Below are 17,993 nucleotides of genomic sequence, written 5' to 3'. Positions count from 1 at the left end.
GGACCACCTGCTGAGAACCCGGGGACCCGTGTCCCCGGTGCCCTCCGGCCCGGTCGACGTCACGCGAGTGGCGGCGACGGCGCGCGACCACGCGCCCGGCCGACGACCACCGCACTGCCACGCCGCGCCTCCCGGCCGGACCGCCACCCACCGACGCGACCCGTCGGCGGGCCGGACGACCCGACCGAGCGGACGCCGCACGACGCACGAGGACGCAACCGCATGTCCACAACGCCCGACCAGGCGACCCCCTCCACCGACCGCCCCTCGACCCTGCGCGCCATCGGGCGCATCTGGCCCTACGTCAGGCCGTACCGCTGGCGACTGTTCGGCGGCATGGCCGCGGCGATGGGCGCCTCGCTCGTCGCCCTGGTGATCCCGTACGTGCTCCAGTGGCTCGTCGACGGACCGCTGTCCTCGCGCGACGCCGCGCTCATCTGGCCCGCCGGACTCGGCGTGCTCGCACTCGGCGCCCTCGAGGCCTTCTTCATCGCATCCCGCCGACGGCTCGTGATGCGCCCGTCGACGCGCATCGAGACGAGCATGCGCAACGCGCTCTACGCCAAGCTCCAGGACCTGCCGGTGGCCTTCCACGACCGCTGGGAGTCCGGGCAGCTGCTGTCCCGTTCGGTGTCCGACCTGTCGCTCATCCGCCGATGGCTGGCGTTCGGCGTCGTGCTGCTCGTGGTGAACATCGTCACGATCGCGGTCGGCTTCGTCGTGCTCTTCACCTTCGGGTGGCTGCTCGGACTGATCTTCCTCGTGGCGTCGATCCCGCTGTGGATCAACGGCCTGCTGTTCGAGCGGAAGTACTCCGTCGTCGCGCGGCGCAGCCAGGACCAGGTCGGCGACCTCGCCACGAGCGTCGAGCAGTCGGTGCACGGCATCCGCGTGCTCAAGGCGTTCGGCCGCGGTCGCTTCAAGCTCGACGAGTTCAGTGAGCAGGCCGAGGCGCTCCGCGGCACCGAGATCGAGAAGGCGAAGGCCATCGCGAGCATCTGGCTGTGGCTGCTGCTCGTGCCGGACGTCGCGTTCGCGCTGTGCCTGCTCGCCGGCATCTGGCTGGCGTCGCAGGGCGAGCTGACGGTCGGACAGCTGTTCGCGTTCTTCGCGACGGCGACCGTGCTGCGGTTCCCGATCGAGTCGATCGGGTTCTTCCTGTCGATGACGTTCGACACCCGGACCGCGGTCGACCGGTTCTTCGAGGTCATGGACTCCGAGAACACGATCCAGGACCCGGCGTCACCGAGGACCATCGACGAGCCGCACGGTGCGCTGTCGTTCAACGCCGTGCACTTCCGGTACCAGGACGCGACGGACGAGTACCCGGACCTGGTGGACGGCGTCGAGCTGCAGCTGCACCCGGGCGAGACCATGGCGCTCGTCGGCCTGACCGGCAGCGGCAAGACGACGCTGCTGTCCCTGGTGCCGCGGCTGTACGACGTGACCGGCGGCTCGATCACGATCGACGGCGTCGACGTCCGCGACCTCACCCGCGCGGACCTCCGTCGGCACGTCGGTGTCGCCTTCGAGGACGCCACGCTGTTCTCGACGAGCGTCCGCGACAACGTGCTGCTCGGCCGGCCCGACCTCGAGGGCGCCGAGGCCGAGCGCATCATGCGCGAGGCGCTCGACATCGCGCAGGCGTCCTTCGTCGACGACCTGCCCGAGGGTGTCGACACCCGCGTCGGCGAGGAGGGGCTGTCGCTCTCCGGCGGCCAGCGGCAGCGTCTGGCGCTCGCCCGCGCGATCGCCGCGCGGCCGTCGGTCCTGGTGCTCGACGACCCGCTGTCGGCGCTCGACGTCGACACCGAGGCGCGGGTCGAGGCCGGGCTCCGCCGCGTGCTGGCCGACACCACGTCGCTCATCGTCGCCCACCGCCCCTCGACCGTGACGCTGGCCGACCGGGTGGCGCTCATGGAGGGCGGACGCATCACCGCCGTCGGCACCCACTCGGAGCTGATGGCCACCAACGAGCACTACCGCTACGTCATCTCCTCGCTCGACGAGGACGACGCACCCGCCCGAGAGGAGGCGATGGCATGAGCCAGCAGGACCAGGTACCGCCCGTGGACACGGCAGCCGGGCCGGGAGGCCCCGATCCCGTCCTCGACGACGTCGCGGACACGAAGGCGGCCGGCCCCGTCACCGCCGCGGTCACCACGCTCGGCGTGCGCGGCGAGGAGCGCGAGGACTTCAGCAAGGCGGAGAGCAAGCGCCTGCGGCGTCGCTCCCTCGCCCTGCTCGGGTCGCTCGCGGCTCCGCTGAAGGCACGCCTCGTGCTGCTCGGCGTCGTCGTGGTGGTCTCCACCGCGGGGACCGTCGCGGGTCCCGCGCTCATCGCGTGGGGCATCGACAACGCCCTGCCCCGGGTGATGGACGAGAACGACTGGGTGCCGGCGTTCGGCGTCGTTTCGACGTACATCGTCGTCGCGGTGCTCGGCGCGGTCCTCACCGCCTGGTACACCGTGCTCGCGGCGCGGATCAGCCAGGCGATCCTGTTCGACCTGCGGAAGCGCGTGTTCCTGCACACCCAGCGGCTGTCGCTCGAGTTCCACGAGACGTACACGTCCGGCCGGATCATCTCCCGCCAGACGAGCGACCTGGACTCGATCCGCGAGCTGCTCGACTCCGGCTTGAACCAGCTCATCCAGGGCGTGCTCTACATGGTGTTCACGGGCATCGCGCTCGTGCTGCTCGACCCGACCTCCGGGCTCGTGCTCGCGGTGTCGCTCGTGCCGCTGTGGTTCCTGATCCGCTGGTTCCAGACGAACTCGCAGACCCTGTTCCGGGCCACCCGTGTGACCTCGGCGCGCGTCATCGTGCACTTCGTCGAGACCATGACCGGCATCCGGGCGGTGCAGGCGTTCCGGAAGGAGTCCCGCAACCGCGACGAGTACGGCGGCTACGTCGAGGACTACCGGGTGGCGAACACGAAGGTCTTCAACCTGTTCGGCACGTTCGACCCCGTGCTCGTCCTCATCGGCAACGCCACGCTCGCGGCCGTCGTCATCGTCGGCGGCTTCCGGATCGTGGGGGGCTCGCTCGAGGTCGGCGCGCTGCTCGCGGTCGCGCTGTACGCCAAGCGGTTCTTCGACCCGGCCCAGGAACTCGCGATGTTCTACAACGGGTACCAGTCGGCCTCGGCGGCGATGGAGAAGATCTCCGGCGTCCTCGAGGAACGCCCGTCGGTGCCCGACCCCGCGAAGCCCGTGCGGCTGCCGGACGCCACCGGTGCGATGGACTTCGACGACGTCGAGTTCGCGTACAACGCGGAGAAGGTCGTGCTCCCCGAGTTCGACCTGCACATCCCGGCGGGGCAGACCATCGCGCTCGTCGGGTCGACCGGTGCCGGGAAGTCGACGCTCGCGAAGCTCATGGCGCGGTTCTACGACCCGTCGAAGGGTTCCGTGCGGCTCGACGGCGTGGACCTGCGGGACATCGACCCGAAGGACATGCGCCGCGCGATCGTCATGGTCACGCAGGAGGCGTACCTGTTCTCCGGCTCCGTCGCGGACAACATCGCGCTCGGCAAGCCCGGGGCGACGCGGGACGAGATCGTGCGCGCGGCGGAGGCGGTCGGGGCGGACGCGTTCATCGAGGCCCTGCCCGACGGGTACGACACCGACGTGAACAAGCGCGGTGGCCGGGTGTCGGCCGGGCAGCGGCAGCTCCTGTCGTTCGCCCGGGCGTTCATCGCCGACCCGAAGGTGCTCATCCTCGACGAGGCCACGGCGTCGCTGGACATCCCGTCCGAGCGGCTCGTGCAGGAGGGCCTCGAGACCCTGCTCGCGGACCGCACCGCCGTGATCATCGCGCACCGCCTGTCGACCGTCGCGATCGCCCACCGGGTGCTCGTGATGGAGTACGGGCGGATCGTCGAGGACGGCACGCCGGACGACCTGATCGCGGGGACCGGGCGGTTCGCCCAGCTGCACGCCGCCTGGCGGGACTCGCTCGTCTGACGGACCGGGCTGCACGTGGTTTGCTGACTCCATGAGCAACGACAGCGTGCAGCCCGGCGGCGTCGCCCTGCGCGACCCCTTCTACGGGGCACCCTTCGCCGAGGCGGTCCGACGGTTCTGGCGGAAGTACACCGTGTTCACCGGACGGGCCTCGCGCGCGGAGTCCTGGTGGTGGTGGCTGACGTCGTTCGTGATCGGGCTCGTGCTCCAGCTCGTCCCGCAGGTGTTCACGCCCGGGACCCCGGTGCTCGAGAACCCGGTCGGCTCGTACCTGTTCGTGCTCTGGGGCCTGGCCACACTGATCGGGTCGCTCGCCCTCGGTGCCCGTCGGCTGCACGACGCGAACCTGTCCGGCTTCTGGCAGTTCCTGCACGTGGTCGTCGGCATCGGCTCGCTCGTGCTGCTGGTGATGTTCCTGCTGCCGCCGAACCCGAAGGGCTCGCGCTTCGACTGAGCGCTCAGAACGGGTCGTCGGCGTCCGTGGCGGGTGACCAGCGCGCCCGACGCACGTCGATCCTCCAGGCCGACGAGCCCGACGCAGCCGACGACCGCTCAACGAGCGGCGTGCCCTCGGCACGGTAGTGCTCGAGGGCCCGCGCCTCGTGCCGGACGGGCGGCAGTCCGCCGGCGCGCACCACGCGCCACCACGGCAGATCGGCACCCTCGCGGGCCATCACCGTGCCGACGGCGCGAGCGGCCCGCGACCCGAGGACGGCGGCGACGTCGCCGTACGTCATGACGTGTCCCGCCGGGATCAGCCGGACCACCTCGGCGACGGCGGCCCCGAAGTCCGGCTCGGCCCCGGAGTCCGGCTCGGGTCCGGACTCGGCTCCGTCCACGCCCGGTCAGAGCGCGAGGACGGCGTAGTGGTCGCCGTACTGCGTCTCACGCACGACCTCGAACCCGAGGGCGCGGAAGAACGCCTCGGGGCCGCCGTGGCCGCCCGGCTCGTACACGACCGTGAGCCGCTCGAACCCGCGGCTCCGGGCCTCGTCCGCGAGACCGTGCACCGCGAAGCGGCCGACACCGCGGCCCTGCGCGTCGGCGGCGACGTTGACGCGCCAGATCGCGCTGCGGAGCTCTTCCTCGTTGTTGTCCTCGTCGAAGGTGCCGATGATCATCCCGACCACGCGGTCCCCGTTGAGCACCACGCGGGTCCACGCCGAGCTCGGCTTCACGTCGGACTCGGCGACGCCGTACGTCGTCGGCTGGACGAACTGCTCCTGCCCGGGCTTGAGCGTCAGCGAGTTGGCCGCGGCGGCGGTCGACGCGGAGAGGGCTTCGAGGCGGAGGTCCGTCATGCCGCTCAGGGTAGCGGTGCACCCCGTCCGGGTGCCAGGACGACGTGCGAAGCGTTGCAGCACCGTTGCGTGCGCACGGGCGGCGGTAGGGTCGCGGCATGGCGGAGCATCGGCGCGGGGCGAACCTGCCGTCGATCGGCGGCTTCAACCGCACCGTCGTGCTCGACGCCGTCCGCCGCTCGCCCGACGGGCTGAGCCGTGTGGAGCTCGCCGCGAGCACGGGCCTGAGCGCCCAGACGGTGTCGAACGTCACGCGCTTCCTGATCGAGGCCGGCATGATCGTCGAGTCCGGCACCGTGGTCGCCGGCCGTGGGAAGCCCCGGACGATCCTGCGGCTCGAGGCGACGAGTCGGTACGCGGTCGGTGTGCACGTCGACCCCGCGGTCGTGACGTACGTGCTCCTCGACCTCGCCGGCAGCGTGGTCGCCGAGACCACCACGTCGACGCCCTCCGCGGACGACCCCGCCGAGGTCGTCCGGACCATCGCGACCGCCGTCGACGGCCTCGTCGCGGACGCCGGTGTCGCAGCGGAGAGCGTGCTCGGCGTCGGCATCGCGAGCCCCGGGCCGATCGACGTCGACGCCGGCGTCGTGCTCGACCCGCCGTTCCTGCCCCGCTGGCGGGACGTGCCGCTGCGCGACGCGCTCGCCGAGGCGACCGGCTTCCCGGTGCTGCTCGAGAAGGACGTCACCGCGGCGGTCGTCGGCGAGATGTTCCTGGCGGGGGAGTCCTCGGCGCGGAACTTCGCCTTCGTCTACTTCGGCACGGGCTTCGGCGTCGGGCTCGTCGTCGACCACGAACCCGTCCGCGGTACCGGCTCGAACGCGGGCGACGCCGGGCACATCATGGTCGACCAGGGGGCGCTCGCCGGGACCCCCGACGGCTCCGGTCCGCGGGGTGAGGTCGGGGCCGCGGTCGCCCCGGCACGGCTGGTCGAGGTCGCGCGCGGACGCGGGCTCCGGCTGCCCGGCGCTGCTCGGGCGGACGACGTCACCGCCGTGCAGCGGGCCTGGGACTCCCTCGGCGAGGCGATCGCGTCCGGCGACGAGGTCGCCTCGGGACTCGCGGCGGACGCCGGGACCGTCATGGGCCGGGCCGTCGTGGTCATCGTCAACCTGCTCGACGTCGACCGCGTGGTCTTCGGTGGACCGTTCTGGTCGCGCATCGCCCCGGTCGCCCTGCCGGCGGCGCGGGCCGCGATCACGGGGTCGCCGCTGCTCGTCCCGAAGCACCCGATCGCGGTCGTGGACAGCGGGCGGGGTGCGGACGTGGCGGCCGTCGGCGCCGCGTGCCTCGTGCTCGACGCGGCGCTGTCACCGCGCGCGAGCGCGCTGCTCATCCGCCGCTGACCCGTCGACGCGGGTCGACAGGAGCGGCTGGCCGACGACCCGCCGGTGACCGCGTGCCGGACGGGAGGCCCCGGTCGGGCCCGCCCCGCGCCTCCCGTCCGGTCGTCCGTCGACCGGGAGGCACGGTGACGGTCCGCCCCGCGCCTCCCGTCCGACGATGGGCCGTCAGGCCGCGCCGAGCACCCTCCGCCACGCCGCCGTGAGCGTGTCGTACTCCTCGTCCGTCAGGAGGTCGCGGACGCCGGTGGCGAGGACCGCCGAGCGGACCGCTTCCTCGGCCCCGGCGCGGTCGCGGAGGTGTGCACCGCCGTGCTTGACGGCCTTGCCGGCCTCCTGCGCCGCCTCGATCTCGTCGACGCGACCGGCCTCGCCGGCGGCGTCGAGTGCGTGCTTCCACGCGGCCAGCAGGTCGGCGTTCGTCACCATCCGGCCGTCGGCGCCGCCCTGGATCGCGAGCGAGGCGCTCGCCTCCGGCACCACGATCTGCTCGTCGGCCTTCCAGACGACGTCGAGCGCCTCGGCCTCCTCGGCGGTGATCTGCCCGGCACGCTCGATCATCGACTGCAGTGCGGTGTTGCTGGTGTCGTCCGTCACGGTTCCCTCTCCGACCGAACGCGCTCGCGTGGTCGCTCCCATCCTCCTGACGCCTGCTGGGAGGACGCGGCACCGGTCGTTCACCCGGCAGCCACCGGCCGGACGCCGGGATGCTGAACAGTCGTGCAGGTCCCCCTGACCTCCCCGAGAAGGATCCTGCATGCACACCCCCGCCCTGCGGCTCGGTGCCGGCCTCGCGACGGGCATCGCCCTCGCCGCCGGCGTGCTGACCGCGACCCCCGCCGTCGCCGCGGTCGGTGACGACGACCCGACCGTCGGCGCCCGCGTCACCACCGGCCCCGCCGCCGGGCTCGCGATCAACGAGGTGGAGTCGAACGCCGACGACACCGACTGGGTCGAGCTGGTGAACACCTCGTCCGCCGCGATCGACCTGAGCGGCTGGCGCTTCCTCGACTCCGACTCGTCGCACACGGCGTACACGCTGCCGCAGGGCTCGACGATCGCCGCCGGCGGGTACCTCGTCGTCGACCAGGAGACCACCACCCGGTCGGGCTTCGACTTCGGGCTCGGCGGTGCCGACTCGGTGCGGCTGTACGACGCCTCCGGCACGCTGACGCTGCGGTACGCGTGGACGACGCACGCCGCCGTGACGTACGGCAGCTGCCCGGACGGCTCCGGCACGCTCGTGGACACGACCGCGTCGACGAAGGGCGGACCGAACGACTGCTCGTCGCCCGTCCGCATCAACGAGGTCGAGTCGCAGGGCGGCACCCCGGGTGACTGGGTGGAGCTGACGAACGTCGGGACGACCACGGTCGACCTCGGCGGGTACGTGCTGCGGGACAGCGAGGACGACCACGCCTGGACGGTCCCCGCCGGCACCACCGTCGCGCCGGGCGGGTTCACCGTGCTCGACGAGGCGCAGGCCGGTGCGGACTCCGGTACCGCTCCGGGGGCCGGGACCGGGACCGGGACCGGGGCCGGGGCCGGGTTCGGCTTCGGGCTCGGGAAGGCCGACCGTGTGCGGCTCTCGGACGCCCGCGGCGTCCTGGTCGACGAGTACTCGTGGACCGCGCACGCCGCGACCACGTACGGCCGGAACCCCGACGGCACCGGCGCGTTCGCCGAGACGGCCGAGCCGACGAAGGGCTCGACGAACCGCTTCGCCGGCGTCGTCACCGCCGAGGCGTGGCCCGGCGGCCCGGACGAGACCGTCCTGGACGCCGAGGACACCTTCACCGGTGACCTGAGCGGCCTCGACTGGACGTCCTCCGCCTCCTCGCAGGACGGGCAGCTCTGGGCCGTGCAGAACGGGGACGGGCTGCTGTACCACCTCGTCCCGGACGGCCGGGGCGGCTGGGCGCCGACGAACACCGCGGGCGTCGACCTGCGGTACGCCGACGGCACCGGGACGCCCGACGCCGAGGGCGTCACCGTCACGGCCGACGACCCCGGCGCGGTGTACGTGTCGACCGAGCGCGACAACGACGTGTCGAAGGTGAGCCGCCCCGCCGTGCTGCGCTTCGCGACCACGGACGGCTCCGAGTCGGTCCTGCGCGCCACGGACGAGTGGGACCTCGCCGCGGACTTCCCGGGCCTGGGCGCGAACGCCGGGCTCGAGGGCGTGACCTGGGTGCCCGACGCGTGGCTGACGTCCCGCGGGTTCGTCGACCAGCACACCGGTGCGACCTACGCGCCCGCCGCGTACCCGGGGCACGGCGAGGGACTCTTCCTCGTCGGCGTCGAGGGCACGGCGAGCGTGTACGCCTACGCGCTGATGGACGACGGCTCGTCCCAGCGCGTGGCCACGATCGCGGCGCCGTTCTCGCTCGTGGCCGAGGTGCAGTTCGACCCGACGCTCGACGCGCTCTGGGTCGTGTGCGACGAGGCGTGCTCCGGCCGCACCGCGCTGTTCGACGTGCAGGACGGGGCGTTCACGCTCGCGACGCTGTACGAGGCCCCGGCGAACGCCGACCGGACGCTCGCCAACGAGGGCTTCGCGATCTCGGGGCGCTGCGTGGACGGTGCTCGGGCGACCTTCTACGCCGACGACAACGACACGAACGGCGCTTCGCTGCGCACCGGGACGTACCCGTGCGACGCGGTGGAGGAGCCGGGTGACGGCGATGGCGGGATTCCTGCGCCGGGTGACGGGGAGGCGCCTGCGCCGGGTGACGGGCAGGCGCCTGCGCCCGGTGGCGGGGAGACGCCCGCGCCGGGTGACGGCGGCGGCAGCACCCCGGCTCCGGGCGCGGGTGGCAGCAGCCCGGCCCCGGTCCCGACGACTCCTGGCCCGACGGCTCCTGGCCCGACGGCTCCGGGTCCGGCGGCACCCGCGGCTCCGGTCGCGCCGGGCGTCTCGGCGCTCGTCGACGGGAACCGTGGCTCGGTCTCCGCGCCGTCGAACGTCCGTGCGGGCAGCTCGCTGACGATCGACGTCGGGACGCGGTACGCCGGGGAGCGCGTCGCGGTCTGGCTGTTCTCCGAGCCACGACTCCTCGGGACGCCGGTCGTCGCCGCGGACGGCACGGTGACGGTGGCCGTCCCCACCGACGTCCCGGCAGGGCAGCACCGCATCGCGGTGGCCGCGTTCGACGGCACGGTGCTCGGGTGGACCGGGATCACGATCGACCCCGCGACGGGGTCGCTCGCGTTCACCGGTGCCGAGCTGGGCGGTGGGATCGCCGCGGCGCTCCTGCTCCTGGCAGCCGGTGCGGGTGTCCTCGTGGCGCGCCGTCGTCGGACGGTCGGCTCGCCGGCCTGACGCTGCACGACCCGACCGACGCCCCCGTCGTCCCACCGGACGGCGGGGGCGTCGGTGTCCCGCGCGGGGGCGTCGGTGCCTCCGCGATGGCGTCCCAGCACCGCGACGGCGTCGGTGCCTCCGCGGTAGCGTCGGGGGATGCGCTCCGAGGTCCTCCGCTACACCGCCTTCGCCGCCGAGCCAGGGGGCGGCAACCCCGCGGGGATCGTGCTCGACGCCGAGGGGATGACCGACGACGAGATGCTCGCGGTCGCGCAGGAGGTGGCGTACCCGGAGACCGCCTTCGTGGTCGCGCGGACGCCGGACGGCGCCCGGGTGCGCTACTTCTCGCCGGCCGCCGAGGTCCCCTTCTGCGGACACGCCACCGTCGCCACCGCCGTCGTGCTCGCCGAGCGCGAGGGGACCGGGGCACGGGTCTTCTCGACGGCCGCGGGGGACATCGCGGTCGACGCCACGACCGCACCCGACGGCAGTGTCCAGGTCGCGATGACGAGCGTCGAGCCGTCGACCCGTCCGATCGATCCCGCACGGTGGGAGCGGCTCGCCGCCGTGCTCGGGCTCGTCGACGGTGACGTCGCCGAGGGGTTCCCCGTGCTCGAGTCCTCCGCCGGCAACCGGCACCCCGTGGTCGTGCTCGCCGACGTGGAGCTCTTCCACCAGTTCCGCTTCGACCCCGCCGCGCTCGCCGCACTCAAGCGGGAGTACGGGTGGGAGGGCACCGTCACCGTCCTGCACCGGACGGGTCCGCTCGAGTTCGAGGCGCGGAACCTCTTCCCCGCCGGCCGGATCACCGAGGACCCGGCGACGGGCTCGGCGGCGGCCTCGACCGGTGCGTACCTGCGCGCGGTCGGCGCGGTGTCGCCCGGGGCACGCGTGGTGATCCGGCAGGGTCGACACGTCGGGCGTCCGAGCGTGCTGCTCGTCGACGTGCCCGAGTCCGGCGGCATCACGGTGACCGGGGGCGCCACCCCCATCGCCTGACCCGGCGGCACCGCCTGCGCGCGACGCCGGGCGCCCGTTCCTTCCCCTGGCGCCCGCGATGCCTGGCGCTTCCGGGCGTACCTGGTCGTTCCGGCAGACCAGGTACGCCCGTTCCGACCAGGTACGCCCGTTCCGACCGGGCACGCGCGACAGCTTCGAGCCCGCGCGGACGCCGCGGGCCCCGGCGCGCACGGGACCACCCTGCGCCCCCGGGACCGTTGCCGACCCGTGACGGAAAGTGCTTGACACGAATAAGTCCATCCGTTGTACTAATCCTGCGCGCGGGTGACGGAGCCCGCGGACATCCCGTGCAAAGGAGCACCGATGAAACGCCGCACCCGAATCATCGCCGGACTCGCAGCCGTGGCAGCCGCCGCGGTCGGGCTGGCGGGTTGTTCCAGCTCGGGCTCTGCCTCGAGCGACACGATCAAGATCGCCTACCAGAAGTTCGGTGCCTTCCAGCAGCTCGACGCCCAGATGAAGGTCGTCAAGCAGGAGTACGAGAAGGCCAACCCCGGCAAGAAGGTCGAGCTCGTCCCGATCCAGGCGCAGGAGGACGACTACGCCACGAAGCTCGCCCTCATGAACCGCGCCCCCGCGACCGCTCCCGACGTCATCTACGAGGACACCTTCCGCATCAAGGCGGACGCCGACGCCGGGTACCTGCTGCCGATCGACCAGTACACGGAGAAGTGGGACGAGTGGGACCAGTTCTACGACAACGCCAAGCAGGCCGGCGAGGGCGAGGACGGCAAGATCTACGGCGTCCCGATGGGCACCGACACCCGCGCGCTCTGGTACAACAAGGACATCTTCGAGAAGGTCGGCCTGCCGGTCCCGTGGGAGCCGAAGACCTGGGACGACGTGCTCGCCGCGGCGAAGACCATCAAGGAGCAGGACCCGGACGTCATCCCGTTCAACATCTACTCCGGCAAGGCACAGGGCGAGGCCTCGACCATGCAGGGCTTCGAGATGCTGCTCTACGGCGCGGACGGTGACGGCAACACGCTCTACCAGGACGGCAAGTGGGTCGTCGGGTCGAAGCAGTTCGAGGACTCGCTGCAGTTCATCGAGGACGTCTACCAGGGCGACCTCGGCCCCACCCCGCAGCAGGCGCTCGACACGAACATCGGCACCACGATCACGCAGACGTGGCTGCCCGAGGGCAAGCTCGCCATCGACCTCGACGGTTCGTGGCAGTCGGGCACGTGGCTCGAGACGGGCACCGCTCCGTGGAAGGAGTGGAACGACGTGATGGGGCAGGCGCCCTTCCCGACCCAGAACGGCCAGGAGCCCGGGTACAACTCGATGTCCGGCGGGTGGACGCTCTCGGTCGGTGCGAAGTCGAAGGACCCGCAGGCCGCGTTCGACTTCATCACGATGTTCCTCGACAAGGACGGCTCCATCAAGTACGACGCCGAGAACAGCCAGATCGCCGTCCGCAAGGACGTCGCCGAGGACCCCGAGTACACCGGCGCCAACCCCACGTTCGAGTTCTTCTCCGGCTTGGTGGAGCACACCAACTTCCGCCCGGCGACGAGCGAGTACGCGCAGGTGTCGAACGCCATCCAGGTCGCGATGGAGTCCGTCATGACCGGCCAGCAGTCGCCGTCCGAGGCCGCAGCCGTCTACGACAAGGCCGTCGAGGGCGTCGTCGGCAAGGACGGCACCGTCGCTGCCGGTCAGTGACGTGACCGTCTGACGGACGGGAGGCGCGGATCACCCCGTGCACCGCGCCTCCCGTCCGACCCACCCCACCTTCGGAACCCCTCCGCACCCGGAAGGCATCCACGTGTCCAGCACCCCTCTCGCGCCGACGCTGTCGGCGCCCGGCGCGCCGAAGCGCACCGAACCACCCGTGCCGCGCAAGCGGCGGCCCCTCCGGAACGCGACGCGGGTCGTCCCGCTCCTGCCCGCCGTGGTCCTCCTCGTCATCTTCCTGCTCGGGCCGGTCATCTCGTCGTTCTACGGATCGTTCACCAACGCGGCCCTGACCGGCGTCGATGCCGCGAACCAGCAGTTCGTCGGGTTCCAGAACTACGTCGAGCTGTTCCAGGACCCGGACTTCCCGAAGTCCGTCGTCCTGACGATCGTGTTCCTGCTCGCGTCCGCCGTCGTCGGGCAGAACGTGCTCGGTCTCGGTCTCGCGCTCCTCATGCGCAGCGCGAACAAGCTCGTCCGCGCGGTCGTCGGAACCTTCGTCGTCGCCGCGTGGGTCCTGCCGGAGATCGTCGCCTCGTTCGCCGCGTACGCCTTCTTCCACGACGAGGGCACGCTCAACTCGTTCCTCGCCTCCATCGGGATCAGCGGGCCGAACTGGCTCTACACGTACCCGATGATCGCGGTCATCCTGGCGAACGTCTGGCGCGGTACCGCGTTCTCGATGCTCGTCTACTCGGCGGCCGTGCAGGAGGTCCCCGAGGAGATCACCGAGTCCGCCGAGGTCGACGGCGCCACCGGCTGGCAGCGCCTCGTCTACATCACGCTGCCGGTGATCCGTCGGTCCATCTCGACGAACCTCATGCTCACGACACTGCAGACGCTGTCGGTCTTCACCCTCATCTTCGTGATGACGGGCGGCGGACCCGGCACCAACTCGTCGACCCTGCCGATCCTGGCGTACCAGGAGGCGTTCCAGTTCTCGCAGCTCGGCTTCGGGACCGCGATCGCGACCATCCTGCTCGTGGTGGGGGCGGTCTTCTCGATCATCTACATCAAGGCACTGAAGCCGGAGGTGGACTGACCATGGCCCTCACCGCTGACCGTCCCGTGTCCGACACCACCCGGTCCGTCACCGCGCCGGGCGCCCTGCACATGACCTCTCCGCGGGGGCGCACCCTCCGCTGGGTGTCGAACATCGTCCTGCTCGTCATCGCCGTGTGCTTCGCGGTGCCGCTGCTCTGGCTCGTGCTCGCCTCCGTCGACGCCCAGGCCTCGCTGTCCGTGAAGATCCCGTCGCAGTTCACGCTCGACAACTTCACCCAGGTGCTCACCCCGGAGCTGTCGTTCATCCCGCTCGCGAACAGCCTGCTGCTCTCCGGCGGCACCGCGGTGGTGACGGTCGTCGCGGCGCTCCTCGCCGCGTACCCGCTGTCCCGGTACAAGATGCGGGTCAACAAGCCGTTCCTGTACAGCATCCTGTTCGGCACCGGCCTGCCCATCACCGCGATGATGGTGCCCGTCTACGCGCTGTTCGTGTCGCTCAACCTCATCGACAACATCTACGGCTGCATCTTCTTCCTCGCCGCCACGAGCCTGCCGATGGCGATCTGGATGGCGAAGAACTTCATGGACTCGGTACCGATCTCGCTGGAGGAAGCGGCGTGGACGGACGGCGCCTCGATGTTCACCACGCTGACGCGCATCGTCGTGCCGCTCATGCGTCCGGGGATCGCCGTCGTGTTCATCTTCGTGTTCATCCAGGCGTGGGGGAACTTCTTCGTCCCCTTCGTCCTGCTGCTCTCGCCCGACAAGGTGCCCGCCGCGGTGAGCATCTTCAACTTCTTCGGGCAGAACGGGGCCGTCGCCTACGGGCAGCTCGCCGCGTTCTCGATCGTGTACTCCGTGCCGGTCATCGCCCTCTACGTGCTCGTGTCCCGCGGCCTCGGTGGGGGCAACGCCCTCGCCGGCGGCATCAAGGGCTGACCGCGCCCCACGCTCGCCGGGCACCACGCCCGACCGTCCCTGCTGGAAAGGAACCACCTCCATGCACCACGACGAACCCCTCGTCGAAGCTCGGATCGCCCGTCTCGTCCGGGACCGCATCGACCCCGCCGTGCACCGTCGCTCGGCGCCGGTCACCGTCGACGCCTGGCAGGTGCCGGACGAACCGGTGCCGTTCGCCGAGGCCGTCGCAGCCGAGTACACGCCGTTCCGCGTCGGTGACGCCTGGGGAGCGCGGCCGTGGGGGACCACCTGGTTCCGCGTCCGCGGCACCGTGCCGGAGGACTTCGGCGTCGACCCCGGCACCACCGTCGAGCTCCGGGTGGACCTCGGCTTCTCGAAGCGGCAGCCCGGGTTCCAGGCCGAGGGGCTCGCCTGGCGCACCGACGGCTCCACGATCAAGGGCATCGAACCGCGGAACGACACCGTGCCCGTCGAGGTCGGCCCCGGCGGCACGTTCGAGGTCTACGTCGAGGCCGCCGCGAACCCGGACATCGGCGGTGACGACTTCCAGGGGGCGACCCCGCTCGGCTCGAAGACCACCGCCGGCACCGAGCCGATCTACCGCCTGCGCGCGCTGGAGCTCGTCGAGCGGGACGACACCGTGTGGGAGCTGCAGCAGGACGTCTGGGTGCTCCGCGGACTCATGGCCGAGCTGCCGACCGACGGCACCCGGGGCGCGGACATCCTGCGCGGGCTCGAACGTGCGGCGGACGCCCTCGACCCCGACGACGTCGCCGGCAGCGCTGCCGCGACCCGCGAGGTGCTCGCGCCGCTGCTCGCCGTGGGGGCGGCCGGGTCCGCCGGGCGCGCCGTCGCCGTCGGGCACGCCCACATCGACTCCGCCTGGCTGTGGCCCGTCCGCGAGACGATCCGCAAGTGCGCGCGCACGTTCTCGAACGTGCTCGACCTGATGGACCAGGACCCCGACTTCACCTTCGCCTGCTCGTCGGCCCAGCAGTACGCCTGGATCCGTGACGGCTACCCGTCGATCTGGGCGCGCATCAAGCAGCGGGTCGCCGAGGGGCGCTGGATCCCGGTCGGCGGCATGTGGGTCGAGTCGGACACGAACCTCCCCGGCGGTGAGGCCCTGGCCCGCCAGTTCGTCGCGGGCAAGCGGCTCTTCCTCGAGGAGTTCGGCATCGACACCCCCGAGGCCTGGCTGCCCGACTCGTTCGGCTACACCGGAGCCCTGCCGCAGATCGTCCGCGCCGCCGGGTCGAAGTGGTTCGTCACGCAGAAGCCCTCGTGGAACGAGACGAACGTCATCCCGCACACGTCCTTCCACTGGGAGGGCATCGACGGCTCGCGCGTCCTGACGCACCTGCCCCCGGCCGACACCTACAACTCGGACGTCTCGGCGGCCGACCTGCACCGCGGCGAGCGCGGGAACAAGGAGCGCGGCGTCGCGAACACGTCGATGCTGCTCTACGGGTTCGGCGACGGCGGTGGCGGACCCACCCGCGAGATGGTCGCGGCAGCACGACGCCAGCACGACCTCGACGGCTCGCCGCGGGTCGACCTCGGCACCCCCGCCGAGGTCTTCGAGGAGCTCGAGCGCGTCCTGCCGGAGCCCGCCGTGTGGTCGGGGGAGATGTACCTCGAGTTCCACCGCGGCACCTACACGTCGCAGATCCGCACGAAGCAGGGCAACCGGCGCTCCGAGCACCTGCTCCGCGAGGCCGAGCTCTGGGCGGCCACCGCAGCCGTGCGACTCGGCGCCGAGTACCCGTACGACGAGCTCGAGTCCGTCTGGCACACCGTGCTCCTGCAGCAGTTCCACGACATCCTGCCGGGGTCGTCGATCGCCTGGGTGTACGAGAACGCCGAGGCCGAGTACGCCCGGGTGGCGGAGGTGCTCGAGGACCTCATCGGTGCCTCGACGACCGCGCTCGCGAGCGGTGGTGCGCCGGCGCTCGCCGGGGTCGGGGCGTCGGCGACCGCCTTCGCCGGGGACGGTGGGGCGCCGCTCGACGCTCGGCGTGGTCCGGGTGCCGCCGGGACCGGGGGCAGCGCCGATGACGGGACGGTCGTGCGCTTCAACGCCTCGCCGGTCGCAGCGGGCGGGGTGACCGCCCTGGGTGGTTCCGCCGTGTCGGCGACGGAGGCCGTGCCTCCCGTCCGGAGCGGTGACCGCTTCGTCCTCGACACCGGTGTCGTCACCGCGACCGTCGACGCGGAGGGCCACGTCGTGTCGTTCGTCGACCACGCGACCGGACGCGACGCGATCGCGCCCGGCGCTGCCGCCGCGCAGTACACGGTGTTCCGCGACACCCCGAACCAGTGGGAGGCGTGGGACATCGACCGCGCCTACCAGCGCAGCGGGACCGTGCTGGCGGCGGCCTCCGTCGAGGTGGTCGGCGATGCGCTCGTCGTGACGCGTCCCTTCGGCTCGTCGTCGGTGACCACCCGGTACTCGGCCGTCGCCGGGCAGCCGGAGCTGCACGTCGAGACCGAGGTCGAGTGGCACGAGCAGCAGAAGCTCCTCAAGCTCGCGTTCCCGCTCGACGTCCGGGCGTCCGTCGCGTCGAGCGAGATCCAGTTCGGGCACATCGACCGGCCGACGCACCAGAACACCTCGTGGGACATGGCGCGCTTCGAGACCGCCGCGCACCGGTGGGTGCACGTCGCAGAGCCCGGCTTCGGGGTCGCGGTGGCGAACGACTCCACGTACGGGCACGACATCACCCGCTCGACCCGGGCCGACGGCGGGACGACGACGCTGGTGCGGGAGTCCCTGCTGCGCGCGCCGACGTTCCCGGACCCGCACGCCGACCAGGGGCACCACGTCTTCCGGACGGTGCTGCGCGTCGGGGAGTCCGTGCTCGACGCGGCGGACTCCGGGTACCGGCTCAACCTGCCGGTGCGGTCCGTGCCGGGGTCGGGGTCGGCCGACGTGTCGCCGCTGGTCGTCGTGTCCTCGCCCCAGGTGCTCGTCGAGGCCGTGAAGCTCGCCGAGGACCGCTCCGGCGACGTCGTCGTGCGGCTCTACGAGGCCTCGGGCGGTCGGGCGTCGGACGTCGGGGTGTCGTTCGGGTTCGACGTCGCTTCGGTGGAGGCCGTGGACCTGCTCGAGCGGCCGCTCGGCTCGGGGACGTGGGCGGCCGGGGAACCCGTCGTGCTCACCCTGCGCCCGTTCGAGATCGTCACGCTGCGGGTGCGGCGGGCCTGAGGCCACGCCGACCCCGTGGCAGCGGGGCGGCGGCGCTGGGCCCGAGGCAGCGGGGCGGCGGCGTCCGGCCCGTGGCAGCGGGGCCGGCGGAGAGACAGCGGCGCCGGGGGAGCACGGGTGCGTTCCCCCGGCGCCGCGTCGCGCGTGGGCCGATCCTCCGCTGGGCCGGGACGTCCTGCTCTGCGCTGCCCTGCGCTGCCCGGCCCTGCCCTGCCGTCGCCCCGCCCCCGCCCCCCCGGAATC

At 72.3% G+C, this 17,993-nt stretch carries 13 protein-coding genes; 10 read left to right on the top strand and 3 right to left on the bottom strand.

The window, feature by feature from the left end; translation table 11 throughout:
• The first annotated feature begins 222 nt into the window (after window positions 1-222).
• Genes Q9R28_RS14075 through Q9R28_RS14065 form a run of 3 tightly spaced genes read left to right on the top strand, consistent with a single transcriptional unit; the run spans window position 223 to window position 4,419 of the window.
• Window positions 223-2,046, top strand: coding sequence for an ABC transporter ATP-binding protein (locus Q9R28_RS14075; RefSeq protein ID WP_066656843.1), 1,824 nt, complete (start codon window positions 223-225; stop codon window positions 2,044-2,046).
• Window positions 2,043-3,965: an ABC transporter ATP-binding protein gene (locus Q9R28_RS14070; protein WP_311206396.1), complete on the top strand. Its 1,923-nt coding sequence runs from the start codon at window positions 2,043-2,045 to the stop codon at window positions 3,963-3,965. The genes Q9R28_RS14075 and Q9R28_RS14070 overlap by 4 nt, the downstream gene beginning before the upstream one ends.
• Before the next feature lie 31 nt (window positions 3,966-3,996).
• Window positions 3,997-4,419, top strand: coding sequence for a DUF805 domain-containing protein (locus Q9R28_RS14065; RefSeq protein ID WP_311206395.1), 423 nt, complete (start codon window positions 3,997-3,999; stop codon window positions 4,417-4,419).
• A gap of 4 nt (window positions 4,420-4,423) precedes the next feature.
• Here Q9R28_RS14065 and Q9R28_RS14060 read toward each other — a convergent pair whose 3' ends face one another.
• Window positions 4,424-4,804, bottom strand: a complete 381-nt coding sequence (locus tag Q9R28_RS14060) for an MGMT family protein (protein ID WP_066656839.1) — start codon at window positions 4,802-4,804, stop codon at window positions 4,424-4,426.
• Between the two features lie 6 nt (window positions 4,805-4,810).
• Window positions 4,811-5,266, bottom strand: a complete 456-nt coding sequence (locus tag Q9R28_RS14055; RefSeq protein WP_311206394.1) for a GNAT family N-acetyltransferase — start codon at window positions 5,264-5,266, stop codon at window positions 4,811-4,813.
• Between the two features lie 98 nt (window positions 5,267-5,364).
• Here Q9R28_RS14055 and Q9R28_RS14050 point away from each other — a divergent pair, with 98 nt between their 5' ends.
• Window positions 5,365-6,615, top strand: coding sequence for an ROK family protein (locus Q9R28_RS14050; protein WP_311206393.1), 1,251 nt, complete (start codon window positions 5,365-5,367; stop codon window positions 6,613-6,615).
• Between the two features lie 165 nt (window positions 6,616-6,780).
• Here the strand turns inward: Q9R28_RS14050 and Q9R28_RS14045 are convergent, their stop codons facing one another.
• Complete coding sequence (locus Q9R28_RS14045; RefSeq protein WP_209685343.1) at window positions 6,781-7,209, bottom strand: hypothetical protein; 429 nt, start codon at window positions 7,207-7,209, stop codon at window positions 6,781-6,783.
• Between the two features lie 160 nt (window positions 7,210-7,369).
• On the opposite strand from Q9R28_RS14045, the gene Q9R28_RS14040 reads away from it, so the two are divergent.
• The 6 genes from Q9R28_RS14040 to Q9R28_RS14015 all read left to right on the top strand — a co-directional run bounded on the left by Q9R28_RS14040 (window position 7,370) and on the right by Q9R28_RS14015 (window position 17,750).
• Window positions 7,370-9,934 (top strand): lamin tail domain-containing protein, encoded by a 2,565-nt coding sequence (locus Q9R28_RS14040; RefSeq protein WP_311206392.1) that lies wholly within the window; start codon window positions 7,370-7,372, stop codon window positions 9,932-9,934.
• 138 nt (window positions 9,935-10,072) lie between these two features.
• Entirely contained in the window at window positions 10,073-10,915 is an 843-nt protein-coding gene (locus Q9R28_RS14035) for a PhzF family phenazine biosynthesis protein (protein WP_271826388.1), read from the top strand.
• Between the two features lie 324 nt (window positions 10,916-11,239).
• Entirely contained in the window at window positions 11,240-12,604 is a 1,365-nt protein-coding gene (locus tag Q9R28_RS14030) for an extracellular solute-binding protein (protein WP_066656825.1), read from the top strand.
• 103 nt (window positions 12,605-12,707) lie between these two features.
• Complete coding sequence (locus tag Q9R28_RS14025) at window positions 12,708-13,658, top strand: carbohydrate ABC transporter permease (protein WP_374109582.1); 951 nt, start codon at window positions 12,708-12,710, stop codon at window positions 13,656-13,658.
• Window positions 13,659-13,660: 2 nt separating this feature from the next.
• Complete coding sequence (locus tag Q9R28_RS14020; RefSeq protein ID WP_081985110.1) at window positions 13,661-14,560, top strand: carbohydrate ABC transporter permease; 900 nt, start codon at window positions 13,661-13,663, stop codon at window positions 14,558-14,560.
• A 61-nt stretch (window positions 14,561-14,621) separates the two neighbouring features.
• Complete coding sequence (locus Q9R28_RS14015; protein ID WP_311206391.1) at window positions 14,622-17,750, top strand: glycoside hydrolase family 38 C-terminal domain-containing protein; 3,129 nt, start codon at window positions 14,622-14,624, stop codon at window positions 17,748-17,750.
• The last annotated feature ends 243 nt before the right edge of the window (window positions 17,751-17,993 follow it).

Source organism: Curtobacterium sp. BRD11 (assembly GCF_031844345.1).
Taxonomy (GTDB): domain Bacteria; phylum Actinomycetota; class Actinomycetes; order Actinomycetales; family Microbacteriaceae; genus Curtobacterium.
Note: the sequence above shows the minus strand (reverse complement) of the source record. Positions and strands in the feature narration are given on the sequence as shown.